Here is a 16,770-nt window from a genome sequence, read left to right as displayed (position 1 = left end):
CAGGCTTCAGGCTTCCTTGGCCGTGTACGAAACGAACGCGGCCCAGGCCCCCGGCGCCACCGCGAGCTGTGGGCCGTTCTTGTCCTTGGAGTCGCGGATGTGGACGGTGGCGGGGCAGGCGGCGATTTCTATACAGTCGTCGCCGTCACCGCCGCTGTAGCTGGACTTACGCCAGGCGAGGGCGACTTCTACGCAGTCGCCGTCGCCGCTGCTGCTGTAGCTGCTTTTGAACCAGGCAAGTTCGGGGGTGCTGTTCATAGCGCTCCTCGCATCTGCTCCAGCAGGCCCCGCGAGTCTTTGGGGGTCAGGGCCTGCGAAAGCAGTTTTGCATACCGCATTTGGAGGATGCTGACCTCATTTGGGTCGGAGATGAACAGTCCGGTGCGCTGCCCCTCGCAGTAGCCGAATCGCTCGTTGTCCGGGGTCTCCAGCAGTTGCATCGGTCCATGCAGGCCAGCGTGCTTCTCCCGCACAAGTGGCATGAGCTGGATGTCTACGTTCCGGATCTCCGAGAGTTCGAGGACGTTGTCGATGAGTTGCCTGGTGATCTCCACCCCACCCGTGCGGCGCAGGAACAGATGCTCTTCGAGGATGAAGCTGAACGCGGTGTTGGGACGCTCCCGCAGCAACCGCTGCCGCTCGGACCGTGCCGCCCAGCGAGCCTCGATCTGCTCTTCGTCCAGGTACGGAACCTGCTCCGTGAACAACGTCCGCGCATAAGCCTCCGTCTGTAACAGCCCCGGCACCAGTCGGCATTCGTACGTGTAGAGGCTGATCGCCTGCTTCTCCAGTTCCGCCCACTCGCGGAACCACCGTGCGAGTCCAGGCTGCTTCGACAGCCGCCTGGCGGCCTTCCGTAGCACGCCGTTCGCGTGGAGTGCTTCCTCCGAGCGGTCGATGAACTTCTTCGAGGGGAGGCGCCGGCCCTGTTCGACGGAGCCGATGTAGTGCGCCGAGTACCGGATCGCCGGTGCCAGCGCCTCTTGCGTAAAACCCGCGTTCTCGCGAAATCCTTGATAGACCGCGCCGAAGGTCCGCAGACTGCCGGAGGGCTCGGGCTTGCCGCTGTCGTAGTGGTCGGTGCTGCTGTCTTCCATGTCGGGTACTCCCGAGGTGACTGGTACTGGCCCCGCAAGTCACCCATGGTTACGGGCCGTTACCCGACCCGTCCACGTACTCAGCTCGTACAATTCCCGAAGTACGAGTTGAGTTTCTGGTGTACGTACCTGCTGACCAGCAAGGTTGGCCGCATGCAAGCTCAAGCGACCGGCACCGTACGTATGTTCACGCAGCGTTTCAGCGCCACCCGGCGCGGGGCCCGCCTCGCCCGCTATCTGGCCGTCCAGCAACTCGACGTCTGGGGCTTCCCGTACGGCGGCGAGGTGTCGGAGACCGCTGCCCTCATCATCGGGGAGCTCGCCGCGAACGCGGCGACCCATGGACGTGTGCCCGGACGGGACTTCGAACTGCGGCTGCTGAAACTGCCCGGCTCGGCCCGGCCGGGCACCCTCCGCATCGAGGTCGCCGACACCCGTACGGAGCGGCGCCCGCCGGCCCCCGGCGCCCTCGTGCCGCCGGCGCCCGATGCCGAGTCCGGCTGGGGGCTGGTCCTCGTCACCGCGCTCGCCACCTGCTGGACCGTCCTCGACCGGCCCGCGGTCGGCAAGATCATCCGGGCGGATCTGGACCTGCCGGGCAGGTGAGGAGGACCCTGAGGAGGACCTCCGGGGGCCGAACGGAGCGGCTCGGGCGGCCTTAGACGGCGGGGCGCCGGGCGTGGAAGAGGCCCCAGCGCAGCAGGCCGCGGCGGGTGATGTCGGTCCAGAGGGGCAGATTGGCCAGGAGGTCGTCGACGTAGGCCGGGCTGATGCGGTCCCGCAGTTCGGCCGCGCGCCGGTGGACGTCCTCGTCGAGGCGGGCGTAGTGGGTGGCGAGGTCCGGGGTGCGGTCCTCGAAGTCGGCGCCTTTGAGGCCGAGTTGGGCCAGCTGCTCCTGGTAGAAGGCGGGTGTGGCGGGGTGCTGTACGCCGAGCCGGGCGAACGCGGGGCGTACCGCGTCCGCCGGGGGCTCCTCGGGCGCCATGATGTCCGAGAAGACCAGGGCGCCGCCCGGTCTCAGCACGCGTACGGCCTCGCCCAGCGCGCCTTCCCGGTCCTCCACGTGGCAGAGCACCTCCAGGGACCAGACGACGTCGAACCGCCGGTCCTCGTAGGGCAGGTCGTTGAGGGAGCCGGTGACGACCTCGATCAGACCGTCCAGGCCGCGTTGGGCGTTGGCCGCGCGGTGGCGGCGGTTGTGGGCCTCGCTGAGGTCGAGGGCCACCACCCGGCAGCCGAAGCGTGCGGCGAGCGCGCGGGCCGAGCCGCCGAATCCGGAGCCGAGGTCGAGCACGGTGGCGTGCGGGCCGAGCAGGTCGGCGACCTTGTCCGCGGCGTGCTCGACGGTACGGTGCGAGGCCTCCGCGATCGGCTCGTCGCCCTCGGCGTAGATGCCGACGTGGATGTCCTCACCGCCCCAGACGGCGTCATAGAAGGCGTCGACATCGCCGGTCTCGTAGTAGCGGCGGGTCGCGTCGTCGTGGTCCGGTGTGCGGGCGGTGTCGTGCCCAGGATCGTCGATCATGCGGGGTGACTTCCCCGCTCGCGGAGGACTGACGCGGTATGTGCGGCGGTACGGGTGACAATGCGCCACTTCAGCGCCATTGCACGGGGATGCTTCAGCGCTGCTTCTCGGGGATGCTGCAGCGCCACTGCACGGGGTACTGCAGCGGCACTTCTCGGGGATGGGGCCGGTCCGACCGGCCGGGCGCGTAGGGCCCGTTGGGGTGGGCCTCCGGCCGGCCGGACCGGCTGGTCCCGCAACGTAACACCCTTGCAATGTCTTGCGTAAGGTCTTGCAACGCTGGATCGTCGCGGATAGAACCATGAGCCATGTCCACCACCGCACGGGCCTCCACCGCACGGGCCACCACCGCACGGTCCTCCGCCCGACGCCGGCCCGGCCGGCGCCTGGCCGCCGTCCTCGTCCTCGCCCTCGGCGCGACCGGCCTCCTCTCCGCGCCGACCGCCCAGCCGGCCCACGCCGCCCCGTCCGGCCCGCAAGCGGCCCTGGCGCAGTGGATCGACCGCGACACCGTGATCTGGAAGGGCGCCGAACGGACCACCGCCCAGCTGGAGTTCGGGACCGGCCGGGCAGGGGCGGCCGGCGGGCGCCTCCGGCTCACCCCCGGTCGGCTCACCCCCGCCGAACGGGCCGCCTTCCCGCACCTGTCCGGCTACCCGGCCTTCACCGTCGACCCCCGCGACCGCGGCCTCGCCCGTACGGCGCTGCGCGGACGCCTGGTCGCCACCCAGCACACCGCGGACGGCCGAAGCGCCACGACCGGCGTGCAGATACCCGGGGTGCTCGACGACCTCTACGGCCCGCACGCCCGGCACGCCGCCCTCGGACCGGTCTTCCACCACGGCCGCCCCACCCTCTCCGTATGGGCACCCACCGCCCGGACCGTCGCCCTGGAACTCGACGGCCGTACGGTCCCGATGCGGCGCGACGACCGCAGCGGCATCTGGCGCGTCCAGGGGCAGCGCGACTGGGCCGGGAAGCCCTACCGCTACCTCGTCACCGTCTGGGCGCCCACGGTCGGCAGGACCGTCACCAACAAGGTCACCGACCCCTACTCCACCGCCCTGACCGCCGACTCCGCCCGCAGCCTGGTCGTCGACCTCGACGACCCGCGGCTCGCCCCCAAGGGCTGGGCGGACCTGCGCAAGCCCGCCGCGGTGCCGCTGCGCCGGGCCCGCATCCAGGAACTGCACCTCCGCGACTTCTCCGTCGAGGACCGCACCTCCCGTCACCCCGGCCAGTACCTCGCTTTCACCGACCGCCGCTCCGACGGCATGCGCCATCTGAAATCCCTTGCCGCCGCTGGAACTTCTTACGTCCACTTGCTGCCGGCCTTTGACGGCGCCACCGTCCCCGAAAAGCGCGCCGACCAGGACCGCCCCCGCTGCGACCTCGCCTCCTACGCGCCGGACTCCGAGAGCCAGCAGCAGTGCGTGACCGGGTCCGCCGCCCGCGACGCGTACAACTGGGGCTACGACCCGCTGCACTACACCGTGCCCGAGGGCTCCTACGCCTCCGACCCCGACGGCACCGCCCGCACCGTGGAGTTCCGCCGCATGGTGCAGGGCCTCAACGGCATCGGGCTGCGCACCGTCATGGACGTCGTCTACAACCACACCGCCGCCGCCGGCCAGGACCCGCACTCGGTCCTCGACCGCATCGTCCCCGGCTACTACCAGCGGCTGCTCGACGACGGCACGGTCGCCACCTCCACCTGCTGCTCGGGCACCGCACCCGAACACACCATGATGGGCAAGCTCGTCGTCGACTCGGTCGTCACCTGGGCCAAGGAGTACAAGGTCGACGGCTTCCGCTTCGACCTGATGGGACACCACCCGAAGGCCAACATCCTCGCCGTCCGCAAGGCCCTCGACGCGCTCACCCCGGCCCGGGACGGCGTGGACGGCAAGAAGATCGTCCTCTACGGCGAGGGCTGGGACTTCGGCGAGGCCGCGCACGACGCCCGCTTCGTCCAGGCCACCCAGCGGAACATGGCCGGCACCGGCATCGCCACCTTCAGCGACCGGGCCCGCGACGCGGTGCGCGGCGGCGGCCCCTTCGACGCCGACCCCCGCGTCCAGGGCTTCGCCTCGGGCCTCTACACGGCCCCCAACTCCTCATCGGCGAACGGCGATCCGGCCGCCCAGCGGGCCCGGCTGCTGCACTACCAGGACCTCCTCAAGGTCGGCCTCACCGGCAACCTCGCCGACTACACCTTCACCGACACCGCCGGCCACCGCGTCAAGGGCTCACAGGTCGACTACAACGGCGCACCGGCCGGGTACGCCGCCGCTCCCGGCGACGCGCTCGCGTACGCCGACGCGCATGACAACGAAACCCTTTACGACGCCCTTGCGTACAAGCTTCCGCAAGGAACCAGCCCAACCGACCGTGCCCGCCTGCAAGTTCTTGCACTCGCCACCGCGGCCCTTTCGCAAGGCCCCGCGCTCTCCCAGGCCGGCTCGGACCTCCTGCGCTCCAAGTCCCTGGACCGCAACTCCTTCAACAGCGGCGACTGGTTCAACGCCGTCCACTGGAACTGCGCCGACGGCAACGGCTTCGGCCGCGGGCTGCCGCCGGCCGCCGACAACAAGGACAAGTGGCCCTACGACAAGCCACTGCTGGCCGACCCCGCGCTCCGCCCCGACTGCCCGACCGTCCACGGCGCCTCGGCCGCCTACCGCGACCTGCTCCGCATCCACGCCACGGAACCGGCCTTCGGCCTGCGCACCGCCGCCGCGGTCCAGTCGCAGCTCGCCTTCCCCCTCTCCGGGAAGGACGAGACCCCCGGCGTGCTCACCATGCGCCTGGCCCACCTGGTGGTCGTCTTCAACGCCACCCCGCACCCGCAGCACCAGACCGTCGCGGCCCTGGCCGGCCGGCCCTACGCCCTGCACCCCGTCCAGGCCCACGGCACGGACCGCACCACCGCCACCGCCTCGTACACCGAGGCCACCGGCACCTTCACGGTGCCGCCCTACACGGTGGCGGTCTTCCACAGCCGCTGAGCCCTCGCCGCCGGCCCCCGGACCGACCGGCTATCCACCCAGCCGCTTCTCAAGGAGGGTGACGGCGTACGGACTTCCGCCGCCACCCTCCTTGAACGGCTGCTCCCCGACGACCGTGTACCCGGCACCCTCGTAGTACGACCGCAGCCGCGGATTGGACGACAGGCAGTCCAGCCGCGCCCAGGGGCGCCCGGCCTCCGCGACCCGCCGCTCCGCATGCGCCAGCATCGCCCGCCCGGTCCCCTTCGGCGCCCGCTCCCGGTCCACCATCAGCCGGTGCACATACCCGGCCTCCGGCGGCTGCGGCCCCCACGCGGGCTCGTCCGTCCACCACAGCTCGAAGCCGCCCGCTATGTGCCCGTCGGCCTCCGCGAGCCAGACCTCGCCCTCCTTCATCCGCAGCCGGAAGTGCTCCTCGCTCTTCCCGCCGGGCTTCCACTGCTCGATGCCGGACCGCTGCATCCACCGTGCGGCCGCGTCGTACAGGCCCACGAGGACCGGAAGGTCGCCCTCGTCCGCGAGCCGGAAAGTGATCTCCTCTGCCATGCGCGGAATTGTGCCGCGCGGATTTGTGCCGTGACGACAAATTTTCCGTACCAGCCGCCCTGGGGCGCCCCCGCTGCGAATAAGAGGGTGATGCCTCACCGAGGTGTCGCTTCGCACCTGGATGATGCGGGCCTCCGCCACGGAGGGCCGTCGGAAAGGAACGAACGTGATCCCCACGCGCACCAGCCGCCTTGCCGCACTCGCCGCTCTGCCGGCCGCCTTGGCCCTCACCCTGGCCGCCGCCTCCCCGGCCGCCGCCGACGGCGCCTACCAGATCAACCTGGCACAGCTGAACAACTCCGGTTCCAAGGGCGTCGCGATGCTCAGCCTCAAGGGCGACCAGCTCACCGTGAAGATCGAGTCCGAGGGGCTCGTCCCCGGGCAGCCGCACGCCCAGCACCTCCACGGCTCCACCGACGGGCACGACTTCCACTGCCCCGACCCGAGCGCCGACACGAACGGCGACGGGGTCATCAACAACACCGAAGCCACGGTCCAGTACGGAGACATCAACATCTCGCTGACCACCCAGGGCTCCACCGACGCCAAGAGCGGCCTCGCCGTCGACCGGATGCCGACGGCGGACGCCCAGGGCAAGCTCTCCTACGAGCGCACGCTCACCGTCTCCCAGGACGTGATCGACCACATCAAGGACCTGCACATCGTGCAGCACGGCATCGACCGCAACGGCAACAACAAGTACGACTTCGACGGCGCGGGCAAGAGCGAACTCGACCCGAAACTCCCCCAGGAGGCCACCGCCCCGACCAACTGCGGTGAGATCCAGGGCGCCGCGGTCGGGTCCATCCCGATCGGCGGGGTCGAGACCGGCACCGGGCCCGTGGACCCGCCCGCCGGTACGAGCGCTCCCCTCGCGCTGCTGGGCGCCGGCGGCACCGCCGTCGCGGCGGCGACCGGCACCCTGGTCCTGCTGCGCCGCCGCCGGGCCCAACTGTCCCCGGTACCCGGCGAGAACGGCGGGGCCGCCGCATGAGCACCCCCACCCGTTCCGCCGTGCCCATCGGACGCCGGGGCCGCCGGGCCCTCGGCGGTGCGCTCGCCGCGGCGGTGGCCGCCGTACTGCTCGCCGGATGCGGAGGACAGGACGCCGCGGCGTCGCGCCCGCTCCCCGCCGGGCAGCAGGGCCAGGGCGGTCACGCCGCCCACGACGAGGCGTCCGCCGGGGCGGACGGACCGGGCGCCGCCGCCGCGAGCATGCCCGCGTCGGACCCCGTACGGCTCTCCATCCCCGCGCTGAAGGTGTCGTCCACGCTGGAGACGCTGGGCCAGCACCCGGACGGGACGATGGAGACCCCGCGCGATCCGGCCAAGGCGGGCTGGTACCGGCCCGGGCCGACACCGGGAGCCCGGGGGCCGGCCGTCATCGCCGGCCACGTCACCTGGAACGGCACCCCGTCGGTGTTCCGCAAACTGTCCTCCATGAAGCGCGGGGACACCATCGAGGTCGCCCGGAAGGACGGCAGCACGGCGAAGTTCACCGTCGACCGGGTCGCCCAGTACCCGAAGAACAAGTTCCCCACCGTGGAGGTCTACCAGAACCTCGACCACGCGGGCCTTCGCCTGATCACCTGCGGCGGGGACTACGACCAGAGCAAGCACTACTACCCGGACAACGTGGTGGTGTTCGCCAGCCTCACCGGCAAGGCCTAGACGTCCTCCGGCGGCCGCCCCGAGCCCCAGGGGCGGCCACCCGACGGAACCGCCCGTTCCCCGCCTACACCGGCTGCGGCAGCGCCATCAAGCGGCCCACCAGATCCGCGAACATCCCGTCCGCCGGCTCGTCCGCCAGGATGCGGCGGACGATCCCGGCCATGCGGTCGTCGTACGCCGCGCTCACCGCCGCCAGCGCGGCGAAATCGTGGACGAGCTGGCGTTCCAGTTCGGCGCGGGGGACCCGGCGGCCGTCCAGCCAGAGGAGGGCGGTGGTCTCGGCCAGCGAGATCCACGAGCGCACCACCATCTCCAGCCGCGGTGGCGGATCGGTGAGGCCGAGGTGGGCGATGATCTGCTCGTACGCGGCCTGGCGGACGCCGTCGATCAGGGCGCCGGTACGGGTCGAGCCGATCGCCGGGCCGCCCCGCATCAGCGCGGAGAAGCCGGGGCCGTGCTCGTCGACGAAGTCGAAGAAGCGCTCCATGACGCGCGACAGGCGGGCGCCGAGCGTCCCTTCGTGCGGTTCCACGAAGCGGGCGGTCAGCTCCTCGGCGGCGCGCCGCAGCGCGGCCTCGTACAGCTGCTGCTTGCCCGGGAAGTAGTGGTAGACCAGCGGCCGCGAGATCCCGGCCGCCTCGGCGATCTCGTCGATCGACACGTCCTCGGGCGCACGGTGGCTGAACAGGTCGAGGGCGACCGCGATCAGCTGATCGCGCCGCTCCTCGACGCCCATCCTGCGCCGCGCCCCGGTCGTCATGCGGACCACCCTAACGATCCGGGGCGCGGCGCGGAATCACAGATCGAGGACCAGTCGTCCGCCGTCCCGCGCCCGTGAGACGCAGATCAGCAACGAGTCGTCGCGCTCGGCGTCGGTCAGCAGCTCGTCGCGGTGGTCCACCTCGCCGGCCAGCACCCGCTGTTGGCAGGTGCCGCAGAAGCCCTGCTCACAGGAGTACGGGAGGTCCGGCAACGCCTGGTCGCGGATCGCCCGCAGGACGCTTTCGTCCGCGGGCACCGTGACCGTACGGCCGGTGCGCCGCAGCTCCACCTCGCACGGCAGCTGCTCGCCGGCCGCCGCGGGAGCCGCCGGGGCGAAGCGTTCGGTGTGCAGGGTGAGGCCGTCCGGCCCGTCGGGCAGCAGGGCGGCGACCGCGTCCATCAGGGGCTGCGGGCCGCAGCAGTGGACCGCCGCGTGCGGGGGTGCGCCGGCGAGCAGCGCGGCCAGGTCGGGCCGGCCGTCCTCGTCCTCGGCGACCACCGTCACCCGGTCCGCCCCGGCCCCCGCCAGCTTCTCCACCTCCGCCAGGAACGGCATCGAGGCCCGGGACCGCCCGCCGTACAGCAGCCGCCACGGCACCCCCTCCCGTTCGGCCTGCCGGACCATCGGCAGGATCGGGGTGATGCCGATGCCGCCCGCGATGAAGACATAGGCGTGGCTGTCGGCGAGCGGGAAGCGGTTGCGGGGGCCGCGGACCTCCACCTCCGTGCCCTCGTGCAGCTGCTCGTGGACCTCGCGCGAGCCGCCCCGGCCGTCCTCGACGAGCCTGACGGCGACGGTGTACGCATCCGGTGTCGCGGGATCGCCGCACAGCGAGTACGGGCGGACCGCGCCCGACGGCAGTACGAGGTCCACATGCGCGCCCGGTTCCCAGGCGGGCAGATCGCTGCCCTCCAGGCGGAGGCGGAGCACGCCCTCGGCCTCCGTCGCCCGCTCCACGACCGTCAGCCGTCGTGCGCCGGCGTGCGCACCGGCCCGGCCGCGGCCGGAGACCGGTTCGTCCAGGGCCGGCAGCGGCCACAGTGGCGATGACTGGACGCGCCGGCGCAGCGCCCGCCGGGTGACCAGGACCGCCGCACCCACCGCGACGACCGTCCGTATGCGGGGCATCTCAGGCACCTCCGGACGTACGGGCCTCGGCCGCGGTGGCGGCGGGGGAGCCGGCGAGATAGGCCACGGCCCGGGCGGTGCTGCCGTGTTGGGAGGGGTGGTAACCGCGGCTCAGGTACTGCGGGATGGAGCGGGCCATGGCGCCCGCGGTCGGCAGTACGCCTTCGCGTCCGCCGCGCAGGAACTCCCGGAAGGTGGCCCGGCCGTCGGCCAGTGTGGGGTCGTTCGCCATGAAGAAACGGGTGCCGCGCTGCCACAGGAAGACCAGCGCGCCGAAGGCCGTGGCCCAGGTGCGGACCCGGCGCCGGTAGCCGCCGTCGAGGTGGACGAACAGGTCGTAGGCGACGGACCGGTGCTCGACCTCCTCGGCGCCGTGCCAGCGCAGCAGGTCGAGCATGGTCGGATCGGCGCCCCTGGCGTCCAGCGCCTCGGCGCCCAGCACCCAGTCGCCCAGGAAGGCGGTGTAGTGCTCGATTGCGGCGATCAGGGCGACCCGCTCCAGCAGCCACCACCGGCGGGCCCGGCCCGGGGGCAGCGTACGGTCCCCGAGCAGCTTCTCGAAGAGCCAGTCGACCTGCGCGGTGTACGGGGTCGGGTCCAGGCCTTGTGCCTTGAGGTGCGGCAGCACCTCGTCGTGCGCCTGGGAGTGCATCGCCTCCTGGCCGATGAACCCGAGGACGTCCGCCCGGAGTTGGGGGTCGCGGACGTACGGCAGCGCCTGCTTGTAGACGTGCACGAACCAGCGCTCGCCGGCCGGCAGCAGCAGGTGCAGCACATTGATCGTATGGGTGCTGGCGGGGTCGCCGGGGATCCAGTGCAACGGGGTGTCCGCCCAGTCGAAGGCGACGTTGCGGGCCTTCAGCGGGGTGTGCTCGGACGCGACCGGCTGGGGCCGCAACGAGGCCTTGTTAGACATGGCGTCAATGTACTGGCGGGTAAGGAGTTGTCGATACCCCTCGTGCGGCGAAAATCCCGCGACTCCGTCAGCCCACCGCGTCGATCTTCCTGCCGTTGGTCAGCCGGCCGGCCAGCTCCGCGTTGTCGCCCGCCTTCGCCGGCAGCGTCAGGAACCGGCCGGGCGCCTCGCCGCGCACCGCACCGGACGCGGTGATCGACGCGACCTGGTCGCTGCCGGCCGCCAGCAGCCACCACTGGCCGGCCGGCGCCTTCCACAGCACCCCGGCCAGCGCCTGCGGCGCCCGCGGACCACAGGCCGTACCACCCTCCGCGCGGGCGGTCACCGCCCCGGGGGCGTACGGCTGCCCGTTCGGCGGCGGGGTCTGGATCTGGGCCAGCGTCCGGCTGCCCGCGCCCCGCCAGGTCTCCGCGCGGGTGCACAGCCAGACCGCACTGCCCGCACCGCCGGGCAGCGGCTGCCGGGCGAACTCCCAGGCGTTGACGGTGCGCACGCCCTGACCGCGGACCGCGGCGAGCTCACAGGCCGTCCGCGCCCAGGCCGTCCTGGCCTCCGGAGCGGTCACCTCACCCGGCCTGCGCGGCCTGCCGTACGTCAGCCGCGCCGGGGTCAGCTCGCCGAGGTCGGTCAGCAGGTGGCCGCCGAGCCGCAGCGCCGGCCAGCCCGTGCACTTCTGGTCGGGACGGGGCACCGGCACCGGGTCGGTCAGCCCGTCCGCCCCGACCGGCACCGGCTGGGCTGCCGCATCCGGCCTGGTCAGATCGACCAGTGCGGCCTTCCCCTTCACCCACGGGGCGGTCAGATAGCGGACGTTGCCCTGGGTGCGGCCCACCACCACGGCGCTCGCCGTATCGGCCGCGGCACCGTCCGTACGGGCGAAGTCCAGCGCCGCACCGGTGCCCTCGCCCTGTCCCTCGCCGTCCGCCGCCTCGGCGTACCGGACCACCCGCAGGCCGTCGTGGAAGAGCACCACCACCGCGTGGTCCACCACGCCCGCGAAGAGCAACTGCGGCGGGCCCGCCGCGGGACCGGTCGGGGTGCCGGTCGTCGCCGACATCTGCACCCCCGAGCCGGGACGCGCCCATACGGCCAGCGCACGGCGCAGCAGGGCCTTGTCGTGGCGGCGGTCCCCACGGGCCGGCCAGGCCGCGAAGTCCTGACGGGCCGCGCTCTTCCAGGCCGCGGCCGAGGTGACCAGCAACTTCCCCGGGTCCAGGGCGGCTTCGGACGCGGCGTTGCGCGCGTACGGCGGGGCGGCCGCGCCGTCCGGGCCCCAGCCGTCGCCCGGCAGCCCCAGCAGCGCCCCGCACACCAGGACCGCGGCCCCCGCCGCCAGCACCGCCCGCCCGTTCTGGCGCCGCCGGATCAGATCCGTCGGCCGGGCCTGCAGTGCGCACGGGTCGAACTCCGGCGACTCCAGCAGCGACCGGTCCCGGCTACCGGCCGGCGTCGCGGCCCGCTCCGCCTCGTCCCACGCCTCCCGCGGCTCGGCCACCCCCGCCGCCTCCAGCACCCGGCGCGCCTCGGGCGGGCTCAGCCGTTCCAGATCACGCAGTACGAACGCGGCCCGGCCGGGCCCGGACAGCGCCGACAGTGTCTGGTCCAGGGCGAGTTCATCGGCGCCGCCGGAACGGGGGAACAGCCGCAGCCCCCACACCTGGGGGAGGAGCGGCGGCGGGGCCGGCAGCCGGCGGGGCGACCGGGCGGCGGCCAGCGCCGCGCGCAGCACCCGCATCCGGACGAAGGCGTAGCCGGGGTCGATCGCCGCTTGTGCGCCGGCGCGCTGGCCCGGCAGTCCCAGGGCGCGGGTGGAGCTGCGCTGGCGTGGCAGGGCCCGCTGCACCACACCGTGGGCGGCCAGCACCCGGCGGCCGCGGCTCCGGCCGGGCGGCAGGACCAGATAGGCCAGCCGGACCAGCCGGGGGTAGTGCTCGACCAGCGCCGCCTCGGCCTGCTCGACATCGATGACCTCGTCGATGTCCGCGAGGCTGCCGGAGGGGGTGCGGTCCGGACGCGCGGGGGAGGACTGCTGCTGTTTCACGTTCCGTGAAACGAGTGAATCCTGTGATGGTCACCGGCGAGCGTTGACGCCCCGACGGGTGACCGGGCCCGGGGGCGGCCGCCGGCCGGCCCCCGGCGACGGGCCGCGCTCAGCGCTCCAGGTCGAACTCGCCGTCCTTCGCGCCCAGCACGAACGCCCGCCACTCCGCCTCGGTGTAGCGCAGCACCACGTCGGGCTCGGTGGAGTTCCGCATGGCCACCGCGCCGCGCTCCAGGAAGGCGATCTCCACCGCTTCCTCGGCATCGCCGGGCGGGCGCTGCCAGACGGCGCCGGAGATGTCGAGGGCGTAGAGCCACTCCTTCTCTGCTGCGGCACTCATACCGTGATCCCCTCGCTCGTGGTGCAGTTCCGGATCAGCGTACGCGGTGGCCGCGCGTGCTTCCAGTGATCGTCCAGTGACGGAACGCGGCCGTTCCGCGGTCCCCGGAACCGGAGTTGGCGGCGGACTGGTGCAACCCGGCGTCCTGCCGGCCGGCCGCTCCGGGCACGGTCACGGTGGCGATCTCGCGCCAGGTCGCGCCGCCGTCGGTGGAGCAGGAGCCGGTGTACGTACCGGCGCGCCCGGCGTCCGGGCCGCGGGTCAACCGCAGCCGGACGGGCGCGGTGACACCGGTGAGGCGGCGGAAGGTGTCCAGCCGGCCGTCGCCGTCGGCGTCGTAGGACAGCACGACGCCGGTGGCCGGGGTGACGGAGAGGTTGAGGAAGCCCAGGGCGGCGTCCGGCGCGTCCGGGCCGGACGGGGCGAGGCGGTTGCGGACGATCAGACCGGCCCGGGCCCAGGGCGCGGTCGGGTCCTGGCTGGTCACCTCGGCCGTCATCGCACCGCCCACCGCGAGGGCGCCCGGCCGGTACAGCGCACCGAACTCCGCGGTGGAGCGCCACAGATCCGCGCCGGAACCGTTGATCGCGAAACGGTCGCCCAGCTGCCCGAAGACGGCCGCGTTCGTGGTCACCGTCCGCAGGTCCGCGTCCAGGGGCCCGGCGACGAAGAGCCGGCCGTCCCGGACGGCCCGGACCCGCGAGACACCCCGGGGGCCGTAAGCGGCGGTCAGGCGGTAGGGGAGGGGCTGGAGCGGCTCTTCCGGCCGACCGGCCGGGGCGGTGATCCGCCAACGGGCCCGCCCGGTGCCGCCGGGAGGCACGGACGCCACGCCGACCGGTCCGTCGGCGGTGGCCGGCAGCCCGGTCAGCGCGAAGTCGACGCGGCCGGTGGCCCGCAGGCCGTTCTCGTTGCGCAGCGCCGCGGTCAGCAGGGCGCGACCGCCCGGAGGCAGCGCGGCCGGATCGGCGGCCACCGTGAGCGTGCCCTGGTACGGGGCCGTGGCGAGGACGTCGTGGACCCGCCGGGCGGTCCGGTACGGATCGGCGGTGGGGCGCAGCGGATGGCTCGTCCGCGCCCGCGTCCAGGGCTCCTCCAGGGCGTACCAGTCGAACGTCTTCGGCGGGCGGTCCGCGGCCAGCGCATCCGCGAGCTCGTCCAGATACGCCCGCCACTGCGGGAGGTGGACCTCGGAGATCAGGCCGTGCCAGTCGCGGTTGGCGTAGTTGGCGAGCGCCCCGCCGTCCGCGGTGGCCCGGTCCGCCCAGGTGGTGATCAACGCCCGTGCGGAATGCTCCAGTTGGGCCTCCTCCTCGGGGCCGGACGCCCTCGCCTTCGCGTCCGCGAGCCACGGCCCGAGCAGGAAGTGCCGGTGCGCGCCGGCGATCTCGTCGCTCAGCCGCATCAGCCGCAGCCACAGCCCGGACAGCGCCCGGAAGGCCGCCCGGTCCTTGCGCCGGTAGGCGTCCTGGAGCTGCCCGATCAGCTGCCAGGACCGGTTGGCCAGCGCCTGCCGGGCGGCATCGGTCAGATCGTGGCGGTAGGCGTCACTGCCGCGCAGCGCGGGCCGGACCGCGAGCAGCGCCGCGAACGCGGTGTCGAACGCGGCCGGGTCGAAGGCCGGGGTGTGGGTGGCATAGGTGGTCCCGGAACGGGCGGCCAGATCGGGCCGGGCGGCGAACACGGAGTCGTGCGGCCGGCCGTCCTTGCTGGCGATCTCGTACGCGCTGGTGCCGAGCGCGGCGAACGCGGCACGGGCGTGCGGATCACGGTCGCCGTAACGGAACGCGGCATAGTCCTCGAACCACGCCGCGCGGTCCACCGGCCGTTCCCGCCAGGCCAGTTCGCTGAACAGCTCGAACGCGGCCGGATCGCGCTCGGCGGCCTCCGGCATATAGGCGGTGCCGACCAGCCGGCTGCCCGGCTTGTCCCGCCAGGCCGGAAAGCGCTCCGCCCAGATGTGGGTCTTCGCGCCGATCGTGGTGCGCCCGCCGAAGTTGGGGATCGACCCGAAGGCGTACGGCACCCCGCCCCAGTCCCGCTCCCGGTCGGTGACCGTGTCCAGATCGCCCAGCCCGTCCACGATCAGCATCCGGTCGTGGTCGACGGCGTCCAGCAGGTCCCGCCGCGGGTTGTCCTGCCAGCCGAGGATCACCCAGGTGGCGTCCGGGTGCGCGGTACGCAGCGCCCGCTCGACGGCCCGCGCCGCCTCCGCCACCGGTACGTCACCGGGATCGCCGCCCTCGTGCAACAGGTCCATCTTGAAGTACCCGGCGGGGCCCAGCAGTTGCTCCTGCGCCCGGTAGAAGGCGGCGGCGACCTCGGCGAAGACCCCGGTGCGCGGATCCAGCCAGTCGGGCCGCTTCAGCCCCGACCAGGTGCCCTGCGGCACGGTCCGGGCCCCGGCGTTACGGCCCGCGAAACCGTCCGGAACGGTGCCGAAGTACCCGGGCAGCACCGGCCGCATCCCCAGCTCCCGCAGCCGCCCCGTGATCCGCCGCCCCAATTCCGCTCGCCGCGCCAGCAGTTCGGGGCTCATCGGCCCCCCGTACCCGCTCATGTTCTGCAACAGCCACCACGGCTGGTGCGAGGGCGCCGGCAGCCAGCGGCGGGCCTCGGCATCGGAGTACCCGAACCCGGTCAGCAGCCGGTGGTAGACGGCCTCGGTACCCGGCGTGACCAGCACCTCGTTGACGCCGTGCAGCGCCAGGACGTCGATCAGCCGCTCCCAGCGCGCCCAGTCGGCGTACGGGGCGGTGTACCCGTCGTGGGTGTCGTTCAGCGCGAACCGATGCGGCACGGTGCTGCTCCGCTCCAAGGGGGAGCGGGGCGCGGGCAACCTGGCGGGCAGCGCCACCTGGTCACCGGCCCAGGACAGATGGGCCCGGCAGGTGTACTTGAGGTACCAGTGGACGCCGGTCAGCAGCGTGGCGGGCGAGGTCCCCGCCACGGTGATCCGCCCGGCCGTCCCGTCGACCCGGAACCGGTCGGCGCGCCCCGCGGCCAGCGGAACCAGCCGGAACTGATCGGCGTGCTCCGGCAGCAACCGCTCCAGCGCGGTCCGCGCCGGACCGGTGTCCCATGCCCCCACCCGCTCCGTGGCGGCGTACCCGGTCCCACCGAGCACCGCCCCTGCCCCGATCGCCCCTGCTGTCCCCAACAACGCACGCCGTGACGGTTGGCCCATGGGCAAATGCTCCCACGTACCTGGCTGTCCCGCCGCGGGTCTTCTCGCCGTTCCGCTGCGCTTGGCGGCGCCGCGTACGTACCTGTCTGTCCCGCCGTGGGGCTCGCTCGCCGTTGCGCGCTTTGCGGCGCCGCGTACGTTGTCGTCTGTCCCGCCGTCGGGGTTGTTCGCCGTTGCGCCTGGCGGCGGGCGTGGTGTTTTTGGGTGCGGTGACAGCCCTACAGACTTCGTCCTCCGGTCTGTCCCCTCCCGTTGGTGGGGGGAGGGGTGAGTGGGGGTGGGCGTTGTCGTTCGGCGGTGTCTTGCGTCGCGCCGTGTCTCGTGTCGTGCGGTGTCTTGTGTCGTGCGGTGTCGGGAATACCTTCCCGGCCCGTCGAGTTGTGGCCCGCAAGGGGTGCCCGTATCCCTTACGGGATCTGTTCGGCCCCGCCCTAAGGGACCTCCGACGCCCGCCCCCACCGCCCTCAACTTCCCCCCTCACGGGAGGGGACGGGCCGGAGGGGCCTTGTTCGTGGACGTAAAGCGAAGCAGTCCACGAACAAGGCCCC

General features: G+C 73.0%; 14 protein-coding genes. 4 read left to right on the top strand and 10 right to left on the bottom strand.

The features are described from left to right. Positions 1-6 precede the first annotated feature (6 nt). Positions 7-258 carry a DUF397 domain-containing protein gene (locus tag ACFV1J_RS34815; RefSeq protein ID WP_385865017.1) on the bottom strand — a complete coding sequence of 84 codons (252 nt, stop codon included), beginning with the start codon at positions 256-258 and terminating at the stop codon, positions 7-9. Further along, positions 255-1,097, bottom strand: coding sequence for a Scr1 family TA system antitoxin-like transcriptional regulator (locus tag ACFV1J_RS34810; protein WP_385865015.1), 843 nt, complete (start codon positions 1,095-1,097; stop codon positions 255-257). Before ACFV1J_RS34810 ends, ACFV1J_RS34815 begins: the two co-directional genes overlap by 4 nt. A gap of 153 nt (positions 1,098-1,250) precedes the next feature. On the opposite strand from ACFV1J_RS34810, the gene ACFV1J_RS34805 reads away from it, so the two are divergent. Then, the gene (locus ACFV1J_RS34805; protein ID WP_385865013.1) at positions 1,251-1,703 is read left to right on the top strand and encodes an ATP-binding protein; all 453 of its coding nucleotides are present in this window, start codon (positions 1,251-1,253) and stop codon (positions 1,701-1,703) included. Positions 1,704-1,755: 52 nt separating this feature from the next. On the opposite strand, the gene ACFV1J_RS34800 is transcribed toward ACFV1J_RS34805, so the two are convergent. Further along, the gene (locus ACFV1J_RS34800; protein WP_385865011.1) at positions 1,756-2,622 is read right to left on the bottom strand and encodes an SAM-dependent methyltransferase; all 867 of its coding nucleotides are present in this window, start codon (positions 2,620-2,622) and stop codon (positions 1,756-1,758) included. Between the two features lie 308 nt (positions 2,623-2,930). On the opposite strand from ACFV1J_RS34800, the gene pulA reads away from it, so the two are divergent. Beyond that, positions 2,931-5,630 (top strand): pullulanase-type alpha-1,6-glucosidase, encoded by a 2,700-nt coding sequence (gene pulA, locus ACFV1J_RS34795; RefSeq protein WP_385865009.1) that lies wholly within the window; start codon positions 2,931-2,933, stop codon positions 5,628-5,630. 30 nt (positions 5,631-5,660) lie between these two features. On the opposite strand, the gene ACFV1J_RS34790 is transcribed toward pulA, so the two are convergent. Beyond that, complete coding sequence (locus ACFV1J_RS34790) at positions 5,661-6,176, bottom strand: GNAT family N-acetyltransferase (protein WP_385865006.1); 516 nt, start codon at positions 6,174-6,176, stop codon at positions 5,661-5,663. A gap of 166 nt (positions 6,177-6,342) precedes the next feature. On the opposite strand from ACFV1J_RS34790, the gene ACFV1J_RS34785 reads away from it, so the two are divergent. Together ACFV1J_RS34785 and ACFV1J_RS34780 are read left to right on the top strand one after the other, a co-directional pair. Next, on the top strand, positions 6,343-7,170 hold the full coding sequence (locus ACFV1J_RS34785; RefSeq protein WP_385865004.1) for a hypothetical protein: 828 nt from the start codon (positions 6,343-6,345) through the stop codon (positions 7,168-7,170). Beyond that, positions 7,167-7,847, top strand: a complete 681-nt coding sequence (locus tag ACFV1J_RS34780; protein WP_385865002.1) for a class F sortase — start codon at positions 7,167-7,169, stop codon at positions 7,845-7,847. Before ACFV1J_RS34785 ends, ACFV1J_RS34780 begins: the two co-directional genes overlap by 4 nt. Positions 7,848-7,911: 64 nt before the next feature. On the opposite strand, the gene ACFV1J_RS34775 is transcribed toward ACFV1J_RS34780, so the two are convergent. The 6 genes from ACFV1J_RS34775 to ACFV1J_RS34750 all read right to left on the bottom strand — a co-directional run bounded on the left by ACFV1J_RS34775 (position 7,912) and on the right by ACFV1J_RS34750 (position 16,222). Then, positions 7,912-8,607 (bottom strand): TetR/AcrR family transcriptional regulator, encoded by a 696-nt coding sequence (locus tag ACFV1J_RS34775; RefSeq protein WP_385865000.1) that lies wholly within the window; start codon positions 8,605-8,607, stop codon positions 7,912-7,914. 36 nt (positions 8,608-8,643) lie between these two features. Beyond that, positions 8,644-9,738 (bottom strand): PDR/VanB family oxidoreductase, encoded by a 1,095-nt coding sequence (locus ACFV1J_RS34770; RefSeq protein WP_385864998.1) that lies wholly within the window; start codon positions 9,736-9,738, stop codon positions 8,644-8,646. Between the two features lies 1 nt (position 9,739). After that, positions 9,740-10,654: a metal-dependent hydrolase gene (locus ACFV1J_RS34765; RefSeq protein WP_385864996.1), complete on the bottom strand. Its 915-nt coding sequence runs from the start codon at positions 10,652-10,654 to the stop codon at positions 9,740-9,742. Between the two features lie 67 nt (positions 10,655-10,721). After that, a complete protein-coding gene (locus ACFV1J_RS34760) occupies positions 10,722-12,695 on the bottom strand; it encodes a hypothetical protein (RefSeq protein ID WP_385864994.1) in 1,974 nt (657 codons plus the stop codon). Between the two features lie 109 nt (positions 12,696-12,804). Beyond that, positions 12,805-13,035 carry a DUF397 domain-containing protein gene (locus tag ACFV1J_RS34755; RefSeq protein ID WP_385864992.1) on the bottom strand — a complete coding sequence of 77 codons (231 nt, stop codon included), beginning with the start codon at positions 13,033-13,035 and terminating at the stop codon, positions 12,805-12,807. Between the two features lie 34 nt (positions 13,036-13,069). Beyond that, complete coding sequence (locus ACFV1J_RS34750; RefSeq protein WP_385864990.1) at positions 13,070-16,222, bottom strand: alpha-N-acetylglucosaminidase TIM-barrel domain-containing protein; 3,153 nt, start codon at positions 16,220-16,222, stop codon at positions 13,070-13,072. Positions 16,223-16,770 lie beyond the last annotated feature (548 nt).

The sequence above is a fragment of the Streptomyces sp. NPDC059649 genome (assembly GCF_042734445.1).
In the GTDB taxonomy this organism is placed as follows: domain Bacteria; phylum Actinomycetota; class Actinomycetes; order Streptomycetales; family Streptomycetaceae; genus Streptomyces.
This window is presented reverse-complemented; position numbering and strand designations above follow the sequence as displayed.

Excerpts from the sequence above, each read along its gene's own strand:
- ACFV1J_RS34815 (WP_385865017.1), bottom strand. The coding sequence starts at position 258 with ATGAACAGCACCCCCGAACTTGCCTGGTTCAAAAGCAGCTACAGCAGC.
- ACFV1J_RS34810 (WP_385865015.1), bottom strand. The coding sequence starts at position 1,097 with ATGGAAGACAGCAGCACCGACCACTACGACAGCGGCAAGCCCGAGCCC.
- ACFV1J_RS34805 (WP_385865013.1), top strand. The coding sequence starts at position 1,251 with ATGCAAGCTCAAGCGACCGGCACCGTACGTATGTTCACGCAGCGTTTC.
- ACFV1J_RS34800 (WP_385865011.1), bottom strand. The coding sequence starts at position 2,622 with ATGATCGACGATCCTGGGCACGACACCGCCCGCACACCGGACCACGAC.
- pulA (WP_385865009.1), top strand. The coding sequence starts at position 2,931 with ATGTCCACCACCGCACGGGCCTCCACCGCACGGGCCACCACCGCACGG.
- ACFV1J_RS34790 (WP_385865006.1), bottom strand. The coding sequence starts at position 6,176 with ATGGCAGAGGAGATCACTTTCCGGCTCGCGGACGAGGGCGACCTTCCG.
- ACFV1J_RS34780 (WP_385865002.1), top strand. The coding sequence starts at position 7,167 with ATGAGCACCCCCACCCGTTCCGCCGTGCCCATCGGACGCCGGGGCCGC.
- ACFV1J_RS34775 (WP_385865000.1), bottom strand. The coding sequence starts at position 8,607 with ATGACGACCGGGGCGCGGCGCAGGATGGGCGTCGAGGAGCGGCGCGAT.
- ACFV1J_RS34770 (WP_385864998.1), bottom strand. The coding sequence starts at position 9,738 with ATGCCCCGCATACGGACGGTCGTCGCGGTGGGTGCGGCGGTCCTGGTC.
- ACFV1J_RS34765 (WP_385864996.1), bottom strand. The coding sequence starts at position 10,654 with ATGTCTAACAAGGCCTCGTTGCGGCCCCAGCCGGTCGCGTCCGAGCAC.
- ACFV1J_RS34755 (WP_385864992.1), bottom strand. The coding sequence starts at position 13,035 with ATGAGTGCCGCAGCAGAGAAGGAGTGGCTCTACGCCCTCGACATCTCC.
- ACFV1J_RS34750 (WP_385864990.1), bottom strand. The coding sequence starts at position 16,222 with ATGGGCCAACCGTCACGGCGTGCGTTGTTGGGGACAGCAGGGGCGATC.